The 16,687-nt window shown below is 36.2% G+C and carries 17 protein-coding genes; 7 read left to right on the top strand and 10 right to left on the bottom strand.

From position 1 onward, the window contains the following. Positions 1 to 16: 16 nt before the first annotated feature. The 6 genes from LV89_RS06985 to LV89_RS06960 all read right to left on the bottom strand — a co-directional run bounded on the left by LV89_RS06985 (position 17) and on the right by LV89_RS06960 (position 4,746). Positions 17 to 409 carry a hypothetical protein gene (locus LV89_RS06985; RefSeq protein WP_109742150.1) on the bottom strand — a complete coding sequence of 131 codons (393 nt, stop codon included), beginning with the start codon at positions 407 to 409 and terminating at the stop codon, positions 17 to 19. 1 nt (position 410) lies between these two features. Beyond that, a complete protein-coding gene (hemC, locus tag LV89_RS06980; RefSeq protein WP_109742149.1) occupies positions 411 to 1,400 on the bottom strand; it encodes a hydroxymethylbilane synthase in 990 nt (329 codons plus the stop codon). A 23-nt stretch (positions 1,401 to 1,423) separates the two neighbouring features. Next, complete coding sequence (locus tag LV89_RS25945) at positions 1,424 to 1,762, bottom strand: PIN domain-containing protein (protein WP_211321169.1); 339 nt, start codon at positions 1,760 to 1,762, stop codon at positions 1,424 to 1,426. Between the two features lie 61 nt (positions 1,763 to 1,823). After that, on the bottom strand, positions 1,824 to 2,060 hold the full coding sequence (locus LV89_RS06970; protein WP_109742148.1) for a DUF8507 family protein: 237 nt from the start codon (positions 2,058 to 2,060) through the stop codon (positions 1,824 to 1,826). 34 nt (positions 2,061 to 2,094) lie between these two features. Continuing rightward, positions 2,095 to 3,240 (bottom strand): DNA polymerase III subunit, encoded by a 1,146-nt coding sequence (locus LV89_RS06965; RefSeq protein ID WP_109742147.1) that lies wholly within the window; start codon positions 3,238 to 3,240, stop codon positions 2,095 to 2,097. A 345-nt stretch (positions 3,241 to 3,585) separates the two neighbouring features. Beyond that, complete coding sequence (locus LV89_RS06960; protein ID WP_109742146.1) at positions 3,586 to 4,746, bottom strand: putative sugar nucleotidyl transferase; 1,161 nt, start codon at positions 4,744 to 4,746, stop codon at positions 3,586 to 3,588. Between the two features lie 205 nt (positions 4,747 to 4,951). On the opposite strand from LV89_RS06960, the gene LV89_RS06955 reads away from it, so the two are divergent. Next, positions 4,952 to 5,581 carry an outer membrane beta-barrel protein gene (locus LV89_RS06955; RefSeq protein ID WP_109742145.1) on the top strand — a complete coding sequence of 210 codons (630 nt, stop codon included), beginning with the start codon at positions 4,952 to 4,954 and terminating at the stop codon, positions 5,579 to 5,581. A gap of 482 nt (positions 5,582 to 6,063) precedes the next feature. Here the strand turns inward: LV89_RS06955 and LV89_RS06945 are convergent, their stop codons facing one another. Further along, entirely contained in the window at positions 6,064 to 6,309 is a 246-nt protein-coding gene (locus LV89_RS06945; RefSeq protein WP_109742143.1) for a type B 50S ribosomal protein L31, read from the bottom strand. A gap of 668 nt (positions 6,310 to 6,977) precedes the next feature. Between LV89_RS06945 and LV89_RS06940 the strand changes: the two genes are divergently transcribed. The 4 genes from LV89_RS06940 (at position 6,978) to LV89_RS06925 (ending at position 11,554) form a co-directional block, all read left to right on the top strand. Further along, the gene (locus LV89_RS06940) at positions 6,978 to 9,458 is read left to right on the top strand and encodes a ribonucleoside-diphosphate reductase subunit alpha (RefSeq protein ID WP_109742142.1); all 2,481 of its coding nucleotides are present in this window, start codon (positions 6,978 to 6,980) and stop codon (positions 9,456 to 9,458) included. A gap of 475 nt (positions 9,459 to 9,933) precedes the next feature. Further along, entirely contained in the window at positions 9,934 to 10,440 is a 507-nt protein-coding gene (locus tag LV89_RS06935; RefSeq protein ID WP_109742141.1) for a GNAT family N-acetyltransferase, read from the top strand. Positions 10,441 to 10,465: 25 nt separating this feature from the next. After that, entirely contained in the window at positions 10,466 to 10,963 is a 498-nt protein-coding gene (locus LV89_RS06930; protein WP_109742140.1) for an MOSC domain-containing protein, read from the top strand. A gap of 135 nt (positions 10,964 to 11,098) precedes the next feature. Then, positions 11,099 to 11,554: a DUF4890 domain-containing protein gene (locus tag LV89_RS06925; RefSeq protein WP_109742139.1), complete on the top strand. Its 456-nt coding sequence runs from the start codon at positions 11,099 to 11,101 to the stop codon at positions 11,552 to 11,554. A 163-nt stretch (positions 11,555 to 11,717) separates the two neighbouring features. Here LV89_RS06925 and gyrB read toward each other — a convergent pair whose 3' ends face one another. The 3 genes from gyrB to LV89_RS06910 form a co-directional block, all read right to left on the bottom strand. After that, positions 11,718 to 13,685 carry a DNA topoisomerase (ATP-hydrolyzing) subunit B gene (gyrB, locus tag LV89_RS06920; RefSeq protein ID WP_109742138.1) on the bottom strand — a complete coding sequence of 656 codons (1,968 nt, stop codon included), beginning with the start codon at positions 13,683 to 13,685 and terminating at the stop codon, positions 11,718 to 11,720. Positions 13,686 to 13,797: 112 nt separating this feature from the next. After that, entirely contained in the window at positions 13,798 to 14,064 is a 267-nt protein-coding gene (locus LV89_RS06915) for a Txe/YoeB family addiction module toxin (protein WP_109742137.1), read from the bottom strand. Further along, a complete protein-coding gene (locus tag LV89_RS06910) occupies positions 14,061 to 14,348 on the bottom strand; it encodes a hypothetical protein (protein ID WP_146199100.1) in 288 nt (95 codons plus the stop codon). The genes LV89_RS06915 and LV89_RS06910 overlap by 4 nt, the downstream gene beginning before the upstream one ends. 340 nt (positions 14,349 to 14,688) lie before the next feature. Between LV89_RS06910 and LV89_RS06905 the strand changes: the two genes are divergently transcribed. Both LV89_RS06905 and LV89_RS06900 read left to right on the top strand, forming a co-directional pair. Beyond that, positions 14,689 to 15,543, top strand: a complete 855-nt coding sequence (locus LV89_RS06905) for a hypothetical protein (RefSeq protein ID WP_109742135.1) — start codon at positions 14,689 to 14,691, stop codon at positions 15,541 to 15,543. Positions 15,544 to 15,725: 182 nt separating this feature from the next. Then, positions 15,726 to 16,604 (top strand): glycosyltransferase family protein, encoded by an 879-nt coding sequence (locus tag LV89_RS06900; protein ID WP_109742134.1) that lies wholly within the window; start codon positions 15,726 to 15,728, stop codon positions 16,602 to 16,604. Positions 16,605 to 16,687: the final 83 nt, after the last annotated feature.

Raw genomic sequence — 16,687 nt, 5'->3', positions numbered from 1 at the left:
TACAATCTACACCAATTTATTTCCCGACCATTTCGTTCGGTCTTGCCCTCAAAGCACTCCACGTTTCGTCGATAGCAATTTGCGTTACCGTGTCCAAACCAATTAAAGCTAAAGCAGTCCAAACTGTTTCACGTTTAATATTACTTTTGATTTTTCCTGTTCCTTTAGGATAACACGCCCAAAATAAGCCATCATATTTTCTGAAATTATCAACCGATTTCACAAGGTTTTCTAATTCATCTTGTTGATAACCAAATATTTGTATGAAATCATATTCCGTTTTTTCTTTTGGCGATGAATCAAACGAAATACCTTCTAAAAGGTCAAGATAGTTTTGTGGAGCATTGAGAATTAATGCAGTTTTATCGGCATCAAATCGCAGTTTCTTGAAAATTGCTTCTTTGTCCATTTTACAAATTGGCTTTAATATCTGCTAACATTTTGTCTCCGCCCAAACTTAAAATTTTCTCTGCCAATGCTTCTCCTAATTCAAGAGGATTATTTCCTGTAACGGTTTCTTTTAAAATTTCAGAACCGTCCAAACTAACAATGCCACCTGTTACAGTTATCAGTGAGCAGTTATCAGTGAGCAGATTTGAGCTATTTTCAGCAGTAACTTCACTGTTTACTGCTAACTGCTCACTGTTTACTGTTGTTGCTAATCCAAAAACTGGAATGCTGCAACCACCTTGCAAACGTTTCAAAAAGGCACGTTCCGCTAATAACTGTTGTTCCGTTTCTGGGTGATTACAAAGCTCTCTGATTTTAGCTTTTTTCTCAGGGTCTAAAGAAACGGCACATTCTAAAGCTACCGAACCTTGTCCAACCGCAGGCGTGAATTTATCAGTAGAAATCAACTCCGCCACGTGTTCCATGTAGCCCATACGATGCACGCCCGCATAAGCAAGTAAAAGGGCATCGCACACGCCACTTTCAAGTTTACCCATACGAGTTTGGAGATTTCCACGCATATCAACTGTGGTAATGTGCGGATAAAAGTGCTTCAACATGGCTACTCGGCGAGTTGAGGAAGTTCCCACCACGAACGGTTTTCCGCTTTCTAAGGATAAACTTTTATCGAAACTCACCAAAACATCATTCACTTTTTCACGTTCTGTAAAAGCAATAAGTTCTAAATCATCCGCTAATTCAGACTGTAAATCTTTGGCAGAATGTTGAGCAATATCAATCGCTCCCGAACGTAATTGTTCTTCCAATTCTTCCGTAAAAACGCCTTTTGAACCAATTTTTGAAAGAGAACGGTCAAGAATTTGGTCGCCTTTGGTATTAATAATGACGATTTCGACTTCTAAACCTCCTTTTTCTAAGGTTTCTTTGATAAAATATGCTTGCCAAAGGGCTAATTTTGAGCCTCTTGTTCCTAATTTAATTACACTCATTTTATATTTTTTGTCGGGTAAACTTACAGTGTTTCGTGCAATAGAATCTTTTTTAGTTCACTCATTTTTAATGTTTCAACTTTTGGAAATGGGATTTTCTGTAATACTTTAAAATGTTTATCATGTGTGATAATATAATCCGCTTGGCAGGCAATGGCACAATCTACAAATTTATTGTCATCGGTATCTTGTTCAATCAATCCCCATTTATAGTACAATGTAACCCAGATTGTGTTTTGTAGATTAGGCAATAATTCTACAACATTACTGGCTAAACTTGATGAATAGAAATTGCCGATAATTTCCTCGTATTCCTCTAATATTTCAGTAGTAATGCCAATTTCAAATGTGCCTGCCTTAATAGCATCAAATAACCACCTTGTTTCTTAAAATCTGGGAATACTTACTAATAGACAGTTGGTATCAATGACTAATCGCATTTTCGTATTTTGTTCTTTTATGCGTATTTAAGGCTTTATCTAAGTCAGTTTGTGACATTCCTCTAACCTCCCAAAGTTCGTCCATTTCTTTATCGACTTGTTCAGCAAAATAGCTGGCGAGCAATTGTTTAATATCAGCTTCTTGTTTAGGATTAACAGGTCTATCAAAAAGTTGAATCATAAACTGCTGCATTGAGTTGAGTTTTGTTGCGGCTTTCATAATAAAGTTTGCTTTTAATCTGAACAAATATAATTTACTTCTTGAATAATCGTGCAATGTTGAGCGATAAATCCAGATGTAAAATCTTGGCTCTTCCGTTGCGTTCTAAATAATAATATGTTTGACTTAATTCGTTGACAATCTGTTCGATAGCGTTGACTTTTACGGCTTTTGAAAAGTTTTGAACAAAGGTTAATTCTTCACCTTCAAGCCTTACTAACGCTTCTGCTCCGTTTTTCCAAAGTAATAAATCTCTGAAAATGTTTAAACCGTATTCCATCATGCCTTTTTGATATTCCTTCGGAAAGGCATCAAATTCATCGGCTAATTTTACCAAGGTTGCCAAGTCTGGTTTATAAGCCATTCGCATCCAATTGGCAAACCATTGATGTTTTCCTTCGCCTTCATAATTGACTAACTCTACGGCTTTGGATAAATTTCCTTCTGAAAGATAAGCGATTTGTTTGGCTCTTTCTGTATCAATACCTTCTTTTTCAGTGAGATATTTGATGGTATCTTCATCGGTAAATGACGGAATGACAATTCGCTGTGTTCTTGACAAAATGGTGGTCAATAAACGATTGGTATCATTACATACGAGAATAAACAAGGTTTTGGCGGGCGGTTCTTCTAAAATCTTCAATAATGAGTTCGCCGACTCAATATTCATCAATTCTGGTTGCCAAATAATCAGGATTTTATACTCCGCTTCAAAAGCTTTTAGCGAGATTTTTTCGATGATGTTATGGGCTTCCTTTATCGGAATAATTCCTTGTTTATTGCCTGTTACACCTGTAAATTCCAACCAATCGGTTAGGCTTCGGTATGGACTTTCAATCAAGAATTTTCGCCAAGTGGGTAATAATTCTAAAATGGTTTCTTTGGCACTGGGTGTTGGAAAGATATGATGAATATCTGGGTGAACCATTTTCGCCATTTTCACACACGACGCACAACGTCCGCAAGCATCACCGCCGTTGTCTGTGTCCACGGGGTCGCCCAGACTGACGACTTCCCTATCCTCACAGTTGATATAAGTTGAGTATGCCCACGCCAAAGCCAAATTGGCACTTCCGACTCCCCCATGAAACAACTGAGCATGAGCCACGTGGTTTGCCTCTACGGAATGGATTAAGGTATTTTTAAGAGCCGCTAAGCCAGGAATATCTTTAAATAGCATTATGAATACGTAGTTATTGGGAATTAGTTATTGGTTGATTAGTCTCTATGAGCTAAACTCTTCCAATAAGTAAGTCCAAAATAAATAAGCGAAACTTGCTTATTTATTTTGGACTGTAATTTACTAAGCGAAAAGCGATTTGCGAAAGAATGTAAGATAAAGAATTGGAATACAAACTAATTTACGGAATGTTGAAAATGGCATTTTTGCATCTTCTTGAAAACTAATCAACCAATAACCAATTTCCAATAACCATGTATGAAGTTCTCTAAACCAAGATTTTAGGATAAAAAAAATCAGAAAACTAATCAACCAATAACCAATTTCTAATAACCATGTATTGACCTATCTCGTCAAATCAAAAATAGCCTTCATAATGCCTTCTTCGATTTCGTCAAAAACCTTTCCACGACGTTCTAAAACCGCTCTGGCTACTTGATTTGCTTTACGAAGATGATAAGTTTTAAATTCTTCCGTACCTGCACTCCAAGAAAATGATGGAATATGACGTGGCTGATAACCACCCCCAAAAATATTACAATTTACCCCCACAACTGTTCCTGTATTAAACATGGTATTGATGCCACATTTTGAGTGGTCGCCCATGATAAGTCCTGCAAACTGAATGCCTGTATTTTCAAATTTATTACTTACATAACTCCACAACTCCACTTTTGAATAATCATTTTTTAGATTAGAATTATTCGTATCTGCTCCCCAATTGCACCACTCACCAATGACGGCATTTCCCATAAAACCTTCGTGTCCTTTATTGGCATTACCAAACATTACCGCATTACTAATTTCTCCACCAACTTTACAAAAAGGTCCAATGGTTGTATTTGGACGCATTTTTCCACCCATATTAATCACTGAATGTTCCCCAAGAACAAAAGGTCCTTGAATCATCGCACCTGCTTGTATCCGTGCATCTTTACCGATATAAATACAGCCGTTGGTAGCATCTAAAACGGCAGCTTTAATATCAGCACCTTCTTCAATAAAAATTTGAGATTCATTGTAAAATGCCGTAAATCTATCGGTAATCGGTTGAGATTTTCTGCCTTTGGTAATTCGGACAAAATCGGCTTTAATTTCTTCACCATTGTGTGTGAAAATATCAGTCAATTGTTTCAAAATCAAATGATTTCCTTCAAAAACAATTTCTTGTTCAAAACTGTCTGTATTTAATTGTTGACTTCGATAGGCAATAATCGTTTCACCATTTTTAAGAACGCTATTTTCCGACAAATTTGAGATAGCTTCCACAAGTTCAGTATTTGGACAAACCGCTCCGTTGATGAAAATATTATCCTCCGAAAGACTGATTGGATATTTTATCTGTAAATAATCTTGAGTAGCAAACGAAACAGAAGTTTTCAGAAAATCTTCCCATTTTTCAGTAATCGTCTGAATTCCGATACGAATTTCACTAACAGGACGAGTGAAAGTTAAGGGCAATAAAGCAGGACGAATCGCTGAATCGTCGAAAAGGATATAATTCATTGAGAGATAATGAGTAAAATATTGCCGTAAAATTACGCTAAAATCCTCTTCAATGGATATTTTTTTAGTTTTCTGTATTAATATTTATGAATACTTGAAATCAATGTTGGATGATTAAACAGTCTTTTGGATATTTGTAGATAATAAATGTTAGCCCTATATCGTTCGCAAATTATATATTAGTCATACTTATAAACCTAAAATTATGCGTAAAAACCTATTATTAGCAATTCTTTTATTTTCCACGAAAAGTATCTCTGCACAAATTCACAAGCCTGCATATTTAAAATTTGATAATGGCATAGCAATGAGTTCCTTTCGTAGCAATCCTAATCTTCAAATTTTAGAGGATGTAAATGTGAACTATTCTGCATCGTTTGGCATTGATTTTCAACAAAAGAAATGGTTTTATTTCTCATCTCAACTCGGATATATGAGAATTGGTGGGAATGAAACCAATAATGGACTTATTGGTACTCCCAATTATAAAATATCTGAGAATAGCGATTATCTACATTTGAATACTACATTTAGAGTAGCTACTCAAAGAACAGGCTTGAATGTTTTTGCGGGAGCTGGACCTTATGCTAATTTTCTAATCAGTTCAAAAAAACTTCAGGGCGATTTCTATAAAGTCGGATATGAATATAAACCGTTTTATTATGGTGGAAAGACAGAAATAGGTTTTACCCAAGATTTAAAGAAGTTTAGATTTGGATTAGTAGGAAGCTATATGTTTAATCTCTCGCCAACAGTTGCTGTTGATGTTAGTGGTTTAACATTGCGAAATGAAACGTTTTCAACAACACTATCTGTGGGTTATAGACTTGAATAATTGTAAGTGTTTGATTTTATTATCTATCAGTCCTCTTTGTATGAACAACACATTATAAAATTGCATGAATTTATATTAAAATGAAAAATCTTATTTTCTACCTAATTACACTATTTTTTTTGATTTCATGTAATTCAAAAGAAGTCGTAACTCCTGTCTCAAATGTGAGAGGTCTAACATTTGCTGGCAGTTTTCAAAATTCTTTGGAATACACTGAATCTGTTGATACAATCTCTGTATGGGTTAGAAATCAGGAAAAAATTAAGGTATTCAACGTATTTCCAACCTTCAAAGCCCATTATATGTATTTGAACACGACAGAAATTGATTTAAATAACTGTGTTCAGTCTTCGATATTAAGACATGAAAAGAAAATAACTGAATTTAGGATATATTTAGAAAAGTAGATTTTTCTTTATTTACAACAAAAAAGCCTTTCAAATTTCTCTGAAAGGCTTTTTTGTTGATTCTGTTTTCGAAGATTATTTCTTCTGACCGAAACGCTTGTAGAATTTATCAACACGACCCGCAGTATCAAGTAATACGTTTTTACCTGTATAGAAAGGGTGTGATTGAGAAGAAACTTCAATTTTGAAAACTGGGTAAGTTTCGCCTTCAAATTCAGTTGTTTCAGTTGTATTAACACAAGATTGTGTTAAAAACTTGTAATCAGCAGACAAATCGTGGAATACCACTGGTCTGTAATTTGGGTGAATTTCTGGTTTCATTATTTTTTTTGATAGTATTAGACGATTCCCCGCCGTCTTTGTGTTGAAAAGCTAAAAGTTAAGGTATTTTAAAAGAAACTTTATATTTACTTAAACTCTTAACAATGATACAGTTATAGTTTTGGGAGTGGTCATAACTAAGATGATTAAATCACTCTAATCATAAAACTTTATAACTTTCATAACTGTCCTAAAAAAGGAATGCAAAATTACATATTTATTGTCGGGATTAAAAATTATTTTTGTGTTAAAAGTTCCCAAATCTGCAAGAAAAGTTATCCACAAAATTTTTCAAAAAAAAATCTATATAATTATTCTAAGTTAGATGTTCCATATCGGTCTGATTATCCAAAACTTGTGTTGTACATTACGAATAGAATAAATATTCAGTAGATTTTAGCCTTGATTTTTTTCGTTGTATATAGATTAAGAAATTGTTATCTTTGAACTGCATATCAACTGAACCACCAAAAGTAGTCATCTAAGTCTTTCCATTGATTATTGAAGAATTCGTTTACCGCTACGAATCTTGGAAGGATTTTCTCAGATTAAATAATAGCAATTAAAAAATATTTTAAAACAGTAGGTTCATTTATAATAACCACTTAATTATCAAGTTATTAGTGCCGCCCTTTGTTTTTGTTTCACCCCCCCAAAACCCGAGTATTATGTACGTTATCAAAAGAGATGGCAGACGTGAGTCTGTAAAGTTTGACAAGATTACCGCCCGAATCGAAAAACTTTGCTATAGTCTCGACCCTTACTTTGTTCAGCCCTTAGATGTGGCAAAAAAAGTTATCACAGGACTTTATGATGGAGTAACAACGAGTGAATTAGACAATTTGGCAGCAGAAACCGCTGCTTCGATGACTACCAAGCACCCAGATTATGCTGTGCTTGCGGCAAGAATTGCAATTTCAAATTTGCACAAGGAAACGCAGAAATCTTTCTCTGCGACTATGAAACGCTTGTTCAATTATATTGACCCAAAAACGGGTGAAAATGCGGCGTTGTTATCTAAAGAAGTATATGAGGTTATTAAAAAACACGCTGCTGAATTAGACGGTGCTATCATTTATGACCGTGACTTTGGATATGATTATTTCGGTTTCAAGACTTTAGAGAAATCTTATTTATTGAAATTGGAGGGGAAAATTGTAGAACGTCCTCAGCACATGTTGATGCGTGTGGCAGTGGGTATTCATGGGGCGGAAATTGAATCGGTAATTGAAACATATAACCTTCTTTCTGAACGTTGGTTTACGCATGCAACGCCTACATTGTTCAATGCAGGTACGCCAAAACCACAAATGTCTTCTTGTTTCTTATTGACAATGCAAGATGATTCTATCGAAGGGATTTATGATACTTTAAAGCAATGTGCTAAGATTTCACAGTCGGCGGGTGGAATTGGTTTGTCAATCCACAATGTGCGTGCAACGGGGTCTTATATCAAAGGAACAAACGGAACATCAAATGGTATTGTACCGATGCTTCGTGTATTTAATGACACAGCTCGTTATGTTGACCAAGGAGGAGGAAAACGTAAAGGTTCATTTGCGGTTTATCTTGAGCCTTGGCACGCAGATATTTTTGAATTTTTGTCTTTAAAGAAAAATCACGGTAAAGAAGAAATGCGTGCAAGAGATTTATTCTACGCACTTTGGATTCCTGATTTGTTCATGAAGAGAGTAAAAGATAATGATACTTGGTCATTATTCTGTCCGCACGAATGCCCAGGTTTGGCTGACACTTACGGCGAAGAATTTGAAAAGCTATATACAAGTTATGAGTTAGCAGGAAAAGCTCGTAAAGTTATTAAAGCACAAGATTTATGGTTTGAAGTTTTAGAATCTCAAACTGAAACGGGTACGCCTTATATGTTATTTAAGGATAATGCTAATAAAAAGTCTAACCAGAAGAATTTAGGTACAATCAAGTCTTCAAACTTATGTACTGAAATTATTCAATATACTTCAAAAGACGAAGTAGCGGTTTGTAACTTGGCTTCTTTAGCATTGCCTAAATTTATCAAAACAAACGAGAAAGGCTTCCAAGTTTTTGACCATGCAGGACTTTATGATGTAACAAAAGTTGCTACCAAGAACTTAAATAAAATCATCGACCGTAACTATTACCCAGTTGATGAAGCTCGTACTTCTAATATGCGTCACCGTCCAATTGGTTTAGGTGTGCAAGGTTTGGCGGATGTTTTCATCATGTTGAGAATGCCGTTTGAGTCGGAAGAAGCAAAACAATTAAATAAAGACATTTTTGAAACCATCTATTATGCCTCAATGGAAGCATCAATGGAATTGGCAATCAAAGAAGGTCCTTATGAAACTTGGGCAGGTTCTCCAATCTCGCAAGGTATTTTCCAATTTGATATGTGGAATGTAACGCCAGAATCTGGACGTTGGAACTGGGAAGCATTACGTGCTAAAGTAATGGAACATGGCGTTCGTAACTCGTTGTTAGTTGCTCCAATGCCAACGGCTTCGACTTCACAAATTTTGGGAAATAACGAATGTTTCGAACCATATACTTCTAATATTTACGCCCGTAGAGTATTATCAGGAGAATTTGCGGTAGTGAACAAGCACCTTCTTCGTGACTTAGTGAAATTAGGATTGTGGAGCGATTCAATGAAAAATAAATTAATTGCCGCAAACGGTTCAGTACAAAACATCAATGAAATTCCCCAGAATTTGAAAGACTTGTACAAAACAGTTTGGGAAGTTAAACAAAAAGTAATTATTGAAATGGCTGCCGATAGAGGTGCATACATCTGTCAGTCGCAGTCGTTGAATATACACATTCAAGACCCGAACTTCGGAAAATTAACCTCAATGCACTTCTACGCATGGGAAAAAGGCTTAAAAACAGGGATGTACTATCTCAGAACAAAAGCCGCAGCCGATGCCATCAAGTTTACAGTTGAGAAACAAGCCGAAGTGGCAATTGAGCAAGCCAACGTTGTGCAAGAGCATGAGATGAACTACGAAGCCTACGCTGCCAATGCAGCCGTTGCGAAGTCCTCAGCAGCCACACTTACCATAGGAGGCTTAGACAACGTGACCGAACAAAATTGGTCGAATATGCAATGCTCACTTGATGACCCAGATGGGTGCGAAGCCTGCGGGTCTTAATAATTTCGAGTAACCTTTTTAAAAGCCCTCAATTCTGTTTGGATTGGGGGCTTTTTTGAAGAAATAGATGAATGTTTATTTCTATTACAAAACTTCGGAGAAGTATAACCTTTGTAGAAAATATGTGTCTGTTTTCACGGCTTCTCCGAAGCCTAACATTATTTGACCAAGGTTAGGCTTCGGAGAAGCCGTGCGAGTTTAATAATATGAGGTGCTACAAAGGTTATACTTCTCCGAAGTAATTTACGCTAATATTTTCTCTCTCTCATAAGCCAAGAATTAACACCAAATATCAAAGACAAGGCAACCCCTTGTCTTTTTTATTGCCCAAATTGTTTTCTATCGCTAAATTGTGAAATTAATCAACCTCAAACAGGGCTAAAGTCGCTGTTTGGGTTTTGGTATTGTATCCAGACAGCGGCTTCAGCCCCGTCTGCGGTTTAGGAAAAATGGTCATTTGAAAAATATAAACACGATGGAAATAGTTATTGAAACCGAAAGGTTAATCTTGCGTAAATTCACCATTGAAGATGCTTCGTTTGTGCTTGAGTTAGTAAACACGCCCGCATGGTTACAATTTATTGGCGACCGCAATGTACACACCGTTGAAGAAGCCGAAAATTATTTGCTAAACGGAAACATAAAAAGCTATGCAGATTATGGCTTTGGGTTTTATTTAGTTGCTACAAAAGAAAGCAATGAAGCTATTGGGATGTGTGGCATAGTAAAGCGTGATTCTCTGGACGACATTGATATTGGCTTTGCATTTTTACCAAATTCTATCGGCAAAGGATATGGTTATGAGGCTGCTTCTGCAACTTTGGATTACGGTCTTAATGTGTTGAAATTAGGACGAATTGTGGCTATTGTTGACCCAGAAAACGCAAATTCTATTGCATTGATTAAGAAAATCGGTTTGAAGTACGAGAAAATGGTACAAATCTCAACCAATGATATTGAGTTGATGTTGTTTGGTAATTGATTTATCTAATATTTTGAAATAACGTATGATATTTTCATCAGAAGAAAGCGCTTTTAAAGATTTATTCGGGAATTTTCCACAAACGGGTACAGTAGTTTGGATTGGTGTTCGCCCAAAGTCAAGGCAACCTATGGAAGTTTTGGAGGAAGTTTTCGCTAATATTGGTGGACTCACTGGCGACCGTTCCAACAAAGGAAATGCGGTTAGCAAACGCCAAGTAACGCTTATTCAAGCAGAACATTTACAGGCTGTTGCGTCTTTTTTGGGTAAAGACAACGTTGACCCTGCTCTCATTCGTAGAAATATTGTGGTAAAAGGAATCAATCTGAATGCTCTGAAAGATAAACAATTTAGAATAGGAGAGGTGGTTTTAGAAATGACAGGTTTCTGTTTTCCGTGTAGTAGGATGGAGGAGAATTTGGGAAAAGGTGGTTTCAATGCCATGCGTGGACACGGTGGTATTAATTGTAAGGTAATTCAAGAGGGAAAAATTGTTCTTGGCGATAGTCTCGAAGTTTTATAAAGCCCAAACCTTTTCTTGAAATAATGAATAAAATCTGAATCAATATTGGTACATTTACGGTGTTTACGAAGGGTTTTGTACTCTTGAAATTTAGATAAATCCAGAACAATTTTATTGAAGTTAAAGAAAATTAGCATGAAAAAATTACAATATATTTTTGTTACGTTATGTCTTTTTTTATTGGTGGCTCACGAAAATAAAGCTCAATATGGTGGAGGTTATGGCGGTGGATATGGACGTGGTTATGGTGGTGGCGGTGGTTTTCGGAGTGACCCGGGAGGGAGTTCAAATTCAAAGAAAGATGATATGGACCCTGAGAAGATGTCAACAGAAGAAACCAATTGGATGAAAAAGAAGTTGAAACTTACCGAAGAACAAATTCCTAAAGTTGAGACGATAAATATAAATTACGCATTCAAAAAGTTTGATTTGTTTGAGGATGCCAAAAAACTAACTCCTCCATATCCCGAAGACGTAAGATTGAAATTTAAAGATAGATTAAATGCTATCAGAGAAGGGAAAAGTAAAGAATTGAAAGCTGTTTTGACGGAAGAACAATATGAGATTTATCTGAAAAAGCGACAGGATTAGGAATGGGATGATTAGTTATTGGTGATTAGAAAACGGGGAAAGTGCTCATTGTAAGTTTTTTAATTACTGGGTAAATTTCAAATAATTCCAATTACCAAAGAGGGCTAAATCCAGTGGATTTAGCCCTCTTTGGTATGTCACAGGAAAGATTACTGTGCTACATTTACACGTCAATTTTCGCATATTTTGCATTTTTCTCGATAAAATCACGGCGAGGTGGTACTTCGTCTCCCATCAACATTGAGAATAAATGGTCTGCTTCAACTGCTGATTCTACCGTTACTTGTTTTAAAGTACGAGTATCTGGGTTCATGGTAGTTTCCCACAATTGCTCAGCGTTCATCTCTCCAAGACCTTTGTAACGTTGAATTCCTACTGAATCTTCACGTCCACCACCTGCTAAACGTTTTACTGCTAATTCACGTTGTTGTTCTGTCCAACAGTATTCCATTTGCTGTCCTTTTTTCACTTGGTAAAGTGGTGGTTGAGCAATGTAGATATAGCCATTGTCTAATAATTCTTTCATATAACGGAAGAAGAACGTAAGGATTAGGGTTCTGATGTGAGAACCATCCACGTCAGCATCCGTCATGATAATTACTTTGTGGTAACGTAATTTATCTGTATTTAAGGCTCTTTCGTCGCCATCTTTTCCAAAACTTACGCCTAATGCAGTAATCATATTCTTGATTTCTTCACTTTCGTAAATCTTATATTCTTGAGCTTTTTCAACGTTCAAAATTTTACCTCTTAATGGTAAAATCGCTTGATATGCACGGTTACGACCTTGTTTGGCAGTTCCACCTGCTGAGTCCCCTTCCACCAAGTATAATTCGCAAATAGTAGGGTCACTGTCTGAACAGTCGGCAAGTTTACCTGGAAGAGAGTTTCCACCTAAAACCGTTTTACGCTGAACCATTTCACGAGCTTTGCGGGCAGCGTGACGAGCTTGTGCAGCCAAAATTACTTTCGCTACAATCTGGCGAGCCTCTTTCGGGTGTTCTTCCAACCAAGATTCTAACATATCCGACATGGCTGCCGAAACCGCTCCTGAAACTTCGCCGTTTCCTAATTTCGTTTTAGTTTGTCCTTCAAATTGAGGTTCAGCTACTTTTACCGAAATAACGGCAGTCAAACCTTCACGGAAGTCGTCTCCAACGATGTCAATTTTTAATTTATCTAAAGCTCCCGACTTATCAGCATAGTTTTTCAAAGTACGAGTTAACGCCCCTCGGAAACCTGCTACGTGCGTACCACCTTCGATAGTATTGATGTTGTTTACATACGATACCACGTTTTCTGAATACGAAGTATTATACATCATTGCTACTTGAACTGGCACACCGTTTTTGTCGCCTTCCATGTAAATTGGTGCTTCGATGATTTTATCACGAGTAGCATCTAAGTACATGACAAACTCACTCAAACCACCTTCTGAGAAGAATAAATCAGTTTTAGGTTCTCCTTTTTCGTCTAACTCACGAAGGTCTTTCAAATTGATTTTAATACCTGCGTTCAAGAAAGAAAGTTCACGTAAACGACCCGCTACGGTATCATATTTATATTCTGAAACAGAGAAAATCGTTTCATCAGGTTTGAAATGTACCGTTGTTCCGTGGCGTTCAGTTGTTCCAACTTCTTTTACAGGGTATTGAGGAACACCAATTTTATATTCTTGTTGGAAGATTTTTCCTTCACGATAAACCGTAACTTTTAAGTCAGTAGATAGGGCATTCACACAAGAAACCCCCACACCGTGTAAACCACCTGATACCTTATACGTGTCTTTATCAAACTTACCACCAGCGTGAAGAACCGTCATAACGACTTCTAAGGCTGATTTTTTCTCTTTTGTGTGCATTCCCGTTGGAATACCACGCCCATTATCTTCTACGGTAATTGAATTATCGGTATTGATGGTTACGCTGATAGTATCGCAATGTCCTGCAAGGGCTTCATCAATAGAGTTATCGACAACCTCCCAAATAAGGTGGTGAAGACCTTTGATTCCCGTATCTCCAATATACATGGATGGGCGTTTACGCACGGCTTCCAAGCCTTCAAGGACTTGGATATTATCGGCACCATAATTTGCTTTACTGTTTTCTTCTGGTTCTTGAAATTCTGACATATCTTTTGATTGCGGATTGTAGATTTTAGAAAATGGATTAACTCCTTTTGTCTTCTTTTATATCTTTCTCCAAATTATTTTAATCTTTTGACTTTGTTTTAAGTTCTAATTACTATTTATCATCGTAATGGTCTTTACAACGAATAATTATAATATCGTCATCTGTTACTTGATAAACTAAGCGATGTTTATCGGTTATTCTTCTTGACCAATACCCTGTTAATTCATGTTTTAGAGCTTCTGGCTTTCCAATTCCTTCAAATGGATGTTTTTGCACATCACCAATTAAATCAAATATTTTCTTGATGAGTTTGGGTTCTGAAATTAAGAGAGCTTGAATATGACGTTGTGCTTCATCTTCTAACACTAATTTTCTCATTGATTAGCTTTTTCGATGGTTTGTTTGACAAACGTTTCCCATTCTTCGGGTGTGTAAGTAGTAAGATTTTTCTTTTCTTTAACATTTTGTATTGATTTCAACAATGCTGTTTTACTTGCTTCATTTCTCATCAAATACTCGGTATCATTTGCATACTTCTTTTTTTTTGAACCAATAGGCGTTTCTATCATTGCCTTAAATTCTTCACGTACAGCCGAAGGTAGTTTTTTGAACGCTGCATAAAACGCCTGTGCTGTTTGATGAATTAATACTGACTCTTCCATAAGGGCTTCTATTTTCTTTGAAAAAGTAAAAATACAAAAAATCCCTTGTACCAACTAACGTTTGGGCATTTTTGAGGGATTTTTGGGCTAAAAAATGGATATATTTTGTCGTTTGAGAATTAGGTTTTATAGACACATTGTTCACAGGTCGTTTTGCTTGTATTTTTATACTTGTAAAAACTTATTTTTGGAAAAGCAATAACTTCCTCAAACCCTGTAACTTTGTTGAACGTAAAACTTAGATACCAAGGACATTATTGTGTTTATGCAGATACAAGTAAAGCCCTTTAGTATTTTATGAATAATATTTAAACTCTTTAAATTATAATAAACCTATAAAATGAACATTCTCTACTTAGTCTTTGGTGAAAACCAACAGAATCATGCTCAGGCGTATTTTTCAATCTGCTCTTTCTTGAGTCAAACCGAAATTTCAGACCGTGTTTATATGATGACTGATTCTCCAGATTTTTATAAAAAATTAGGAGATAAGGTACAAATTTTACCGATTAGTCAAGAACAACTTAGCGACTGGCAAGGAGAATATCAGTTCTTTTGGCGTGCAAAAATCAAAGCAATTGAGTATGTTTGTGGACTTCATCCAGACGAAAGTGTTTTGTATTTAGACACAGACACCTTTTTATTTGGCGATATAAGATTGCTTAGAAAGGCTTTAGAGAATCCTGTAATGCACTTAAATGAAGGCAATTTGTCGGCTTTGAAAAGTAAAACAGAAAAGCTGATGTGGGAACAAACGGGTAATCAATCTTTTGGAGGAATCACGATAAATCATGCCATGTGGAATGCAGGTGTGGTAGGTATTCCTGCCAGTAAAGGTTTGTCAATCACGCAATTAGCTTTAAATATTTGTGATGATATGTTAGCAAAAGATGTTACCCGACGATTGATTGAACAGTTTGCATTATCGGTAGCATTATTTGAAAATGGAAATCTGTCGCCTGTTAGTAAATTTATTGGTCATTATTGGTCAAATAAAGAAGAATGGAACGTTGAAATACAAAAATTAATGGCTGATTCGTTTCTTAAAAATAGCTCTTTGGCTGACGATATAGAGACGATTGGGCATTATGATTTTAGAAAAATTGCCATTCATAAACGCACTCCCAATACTCAAAGAAGACTTCGAAAACTGATAAAAAAATGGTTTCCTTCGGAAGATAAAGGGTTTGTTTAATCATAGTAAGACAGGTTTTCAACCTGATGTCGTTTAGTTATGAGAACTAATGAGTTATGCTTTTGACAAACTTCCCGAAAGTTCTAAGACTTTCGGGAAGTTAATCAGCTTAACGAAACGACATTGGTTTGCTACCTGTCAATAACGTTTTCAGACAGGTAGCAAACCTGTCCTACCCAAAAATGAAAGTATCAGGATTTACCTTTGTGCGAAATGCCATAAAATTTGATTATCCCATCGTGGAAGCCATCACGTCGATTCTTCCAATTTGTGATGAAATGATTGTGTCGGTTGGAAAATCTGACGATGATACTTTGGGTTTAATAAAAAATATAGGTTCGCCCAAAATCAAAATTATTGAAACCGTTTGGGACGATTCTCTTCGTGAAGGTGGAAAAGTGTTGGCGGTTGAAACCGATAAAGCTTTAGATGCAGTCTCGCCAGATTCTGATTGGTGTTTTTATATTCAAGGTGATGAAGTGGTGCATGAGCAATATTTGCCTGCTATCAAAAAAGGAATGCAAGAGTATTTAAACGACCCAAAAGTAGAAGGCTTATTGTTGAAATATCTGCATTTTTATGGTTCATATCAATACGTAGCGGATTCACAAAAATGGTATCGACAAGAAATTAGAGTCATTAGAAATAAGAAAAATATTCGTTCTTATCGAGATGCACAAGGATTTAGAACTATTGATAATCAGAAACTTAATGTAAAATCCGTTGACGCTTATATGTATCATTATGGTTGGGTAAAACCGCCCGAAGTCCAAAAAGCGAAGATGAAAAGTTCTATCAATTTTTGGGAAAAAGATGAGATTGCAGAGAAGAAAAAAAAGGAGTACGAAGAGACTTTTGATTACTCAGGAATTGATTCCTTAGCCTCTTTTTCGGGTACACACCCTGCGGTTATGCAGGCACGACTTGAGCGTGTAAATTGGCAATTTGACTTTGATATTCGAGAAAAAAAACTTTCGTTCAAAAATAAACTCCGTTTCTTGATTGAAAACCTCACAGGTTGGAGAATTGGCGAATATCGTAATTTTCGTTTGTTGAAATAATTGGTAGTGGCGAACATTCGCCAGCATTCGTGATAAATTGGCGAATGCCATTCGCCACTACTGATTTTCTTCATTTGGCGAAT

The organism is Arcicella aurantiaca (genome assembly GCF_003148625.1).
GTDB classification, from domain to species: Bacteria; Bacteroidota; Bacteroidia; order Cytophagales; family Spirosomataceae; genus Arcicella; species Arcicella aurantiaca.
Note: the sequence above shows the minus strand (reverse complement) of the source record. Positions and strands in the feature narration are given on the sequence as shown.

Excerpts from the sequence above, each read along its gene's own strand:
- LV89_RS06945 (WP_109742143.1), bottom strand. The coding sequence starts at position 6,309 with ATGAAACCAGAAATTCACCCAAATTACAGACCAGTGGTATTCCACGAT.
- LV89_RS06910 (WP_146199100.1), bottom strand. The coding sequence starts at position 14,348 with ATGGAAGAGTCAGTATTAATTCATCAAACAGCACAGGCGTTTTATGCA.
- LV89_RS06965 (WP_109742147.1), bottom strand. The coding sequence starts at position 3,240 with ATGCTATTTAAAGATATTCCTGGCTTAGCGGCTCTTAAAAATACCTTA.
- LV89_RS06985 (WP_109742150.1), bottom strand. The coding sequence starts at position 409 with ATGGACAAAGAAGCAATTTTCAAGAAACTGCGATTTGATGCCGATAAA.
- LV89_RS06925 (WP_109742139.1), top strand. The coding sequence starts at position 11,099 with ATGAAAAAATTACAATATATTTTTGTTACGTTATGTCTTTTTTTATTG.
- hemC (WP_109742149.1), bottom strand. The coding sequence starts at position 1,400 with ATGAGTGTAATTAAATTAGGAACAAGAGGCTCAAAATTAGCCCTTTGG.
- LV89_RS06955 (WP_109742145.1), top strand. The coding sequence starts at position 4,952 with ATGCGTAAAAACCTATTATTAGCAATTCTTTTATTTTCCACGAAAAGT.
- LV89_RS06935 (WP_109742141.1), top strand. The coding sequence starts at position 9,934 with ATGGAAATAGTTATTGAAACCGAAAGGTTAATCTTGCGTAAATTCACC.
- LV89_RS06900 (WP_109742134.1), top strand. The coding sequence starts at position 15,726 with ATGAAAGTATCAGGATTTACCTTTGTGCGAAATGCCATAAAATTTGAT.
- gyrB (WP_109742138.1), bottom strand. The coding sequence starts at position 13,685 with ATGTCAGAATTTCAAGAACCAGAAGAAAACAGTAAAGCAAATTATGGT.
- LV89_RS06970 (WP_109742148.1), bottom strand. The coding sequence starts at position 2,060 with ATGAAAGCCGCAACAAAACTCAACTCAATGCAGCAGTTTATGATTCAA.
- LV89_RS06915 (WP_109742137.1), bottom strand. The coding sequence starts at position 14,064 with ATGAGAAAATTAGTGTTAGAAGATGAAGCACAACGTCATATTCAAGCT.
- LV89_RS06930 (WP_109742140.1), top strand. The coding sequence starts at position 10,466 with ATGATATTTTCATCAGAAGAAAGCGCTTTTAAAGATTTATTCGGGAAT.
- LV89_RS06960 (WP_109742146.1), bottom strand. The coding sequence starts at position 4,746 with ATGAATTATATCCTTTTCGACGATTCAGCGATTCGTCCTGCTTTATTG.
- LV89_RS06940 (WP_109742142.1), top strand. The coding sequence starts at position 6,978 with ATGTACGTTATCAAAAGAGATGGCAGACGTGAGTCTGTAAAGTTTGAC.
- LV89_RS06905 (WP_109742135.1), top strand. The coding sequence starts at position 14,689 with ATGAACATTCTCTACTTAGTCTTTGGTGAAAACCAACAGAATCATGCT.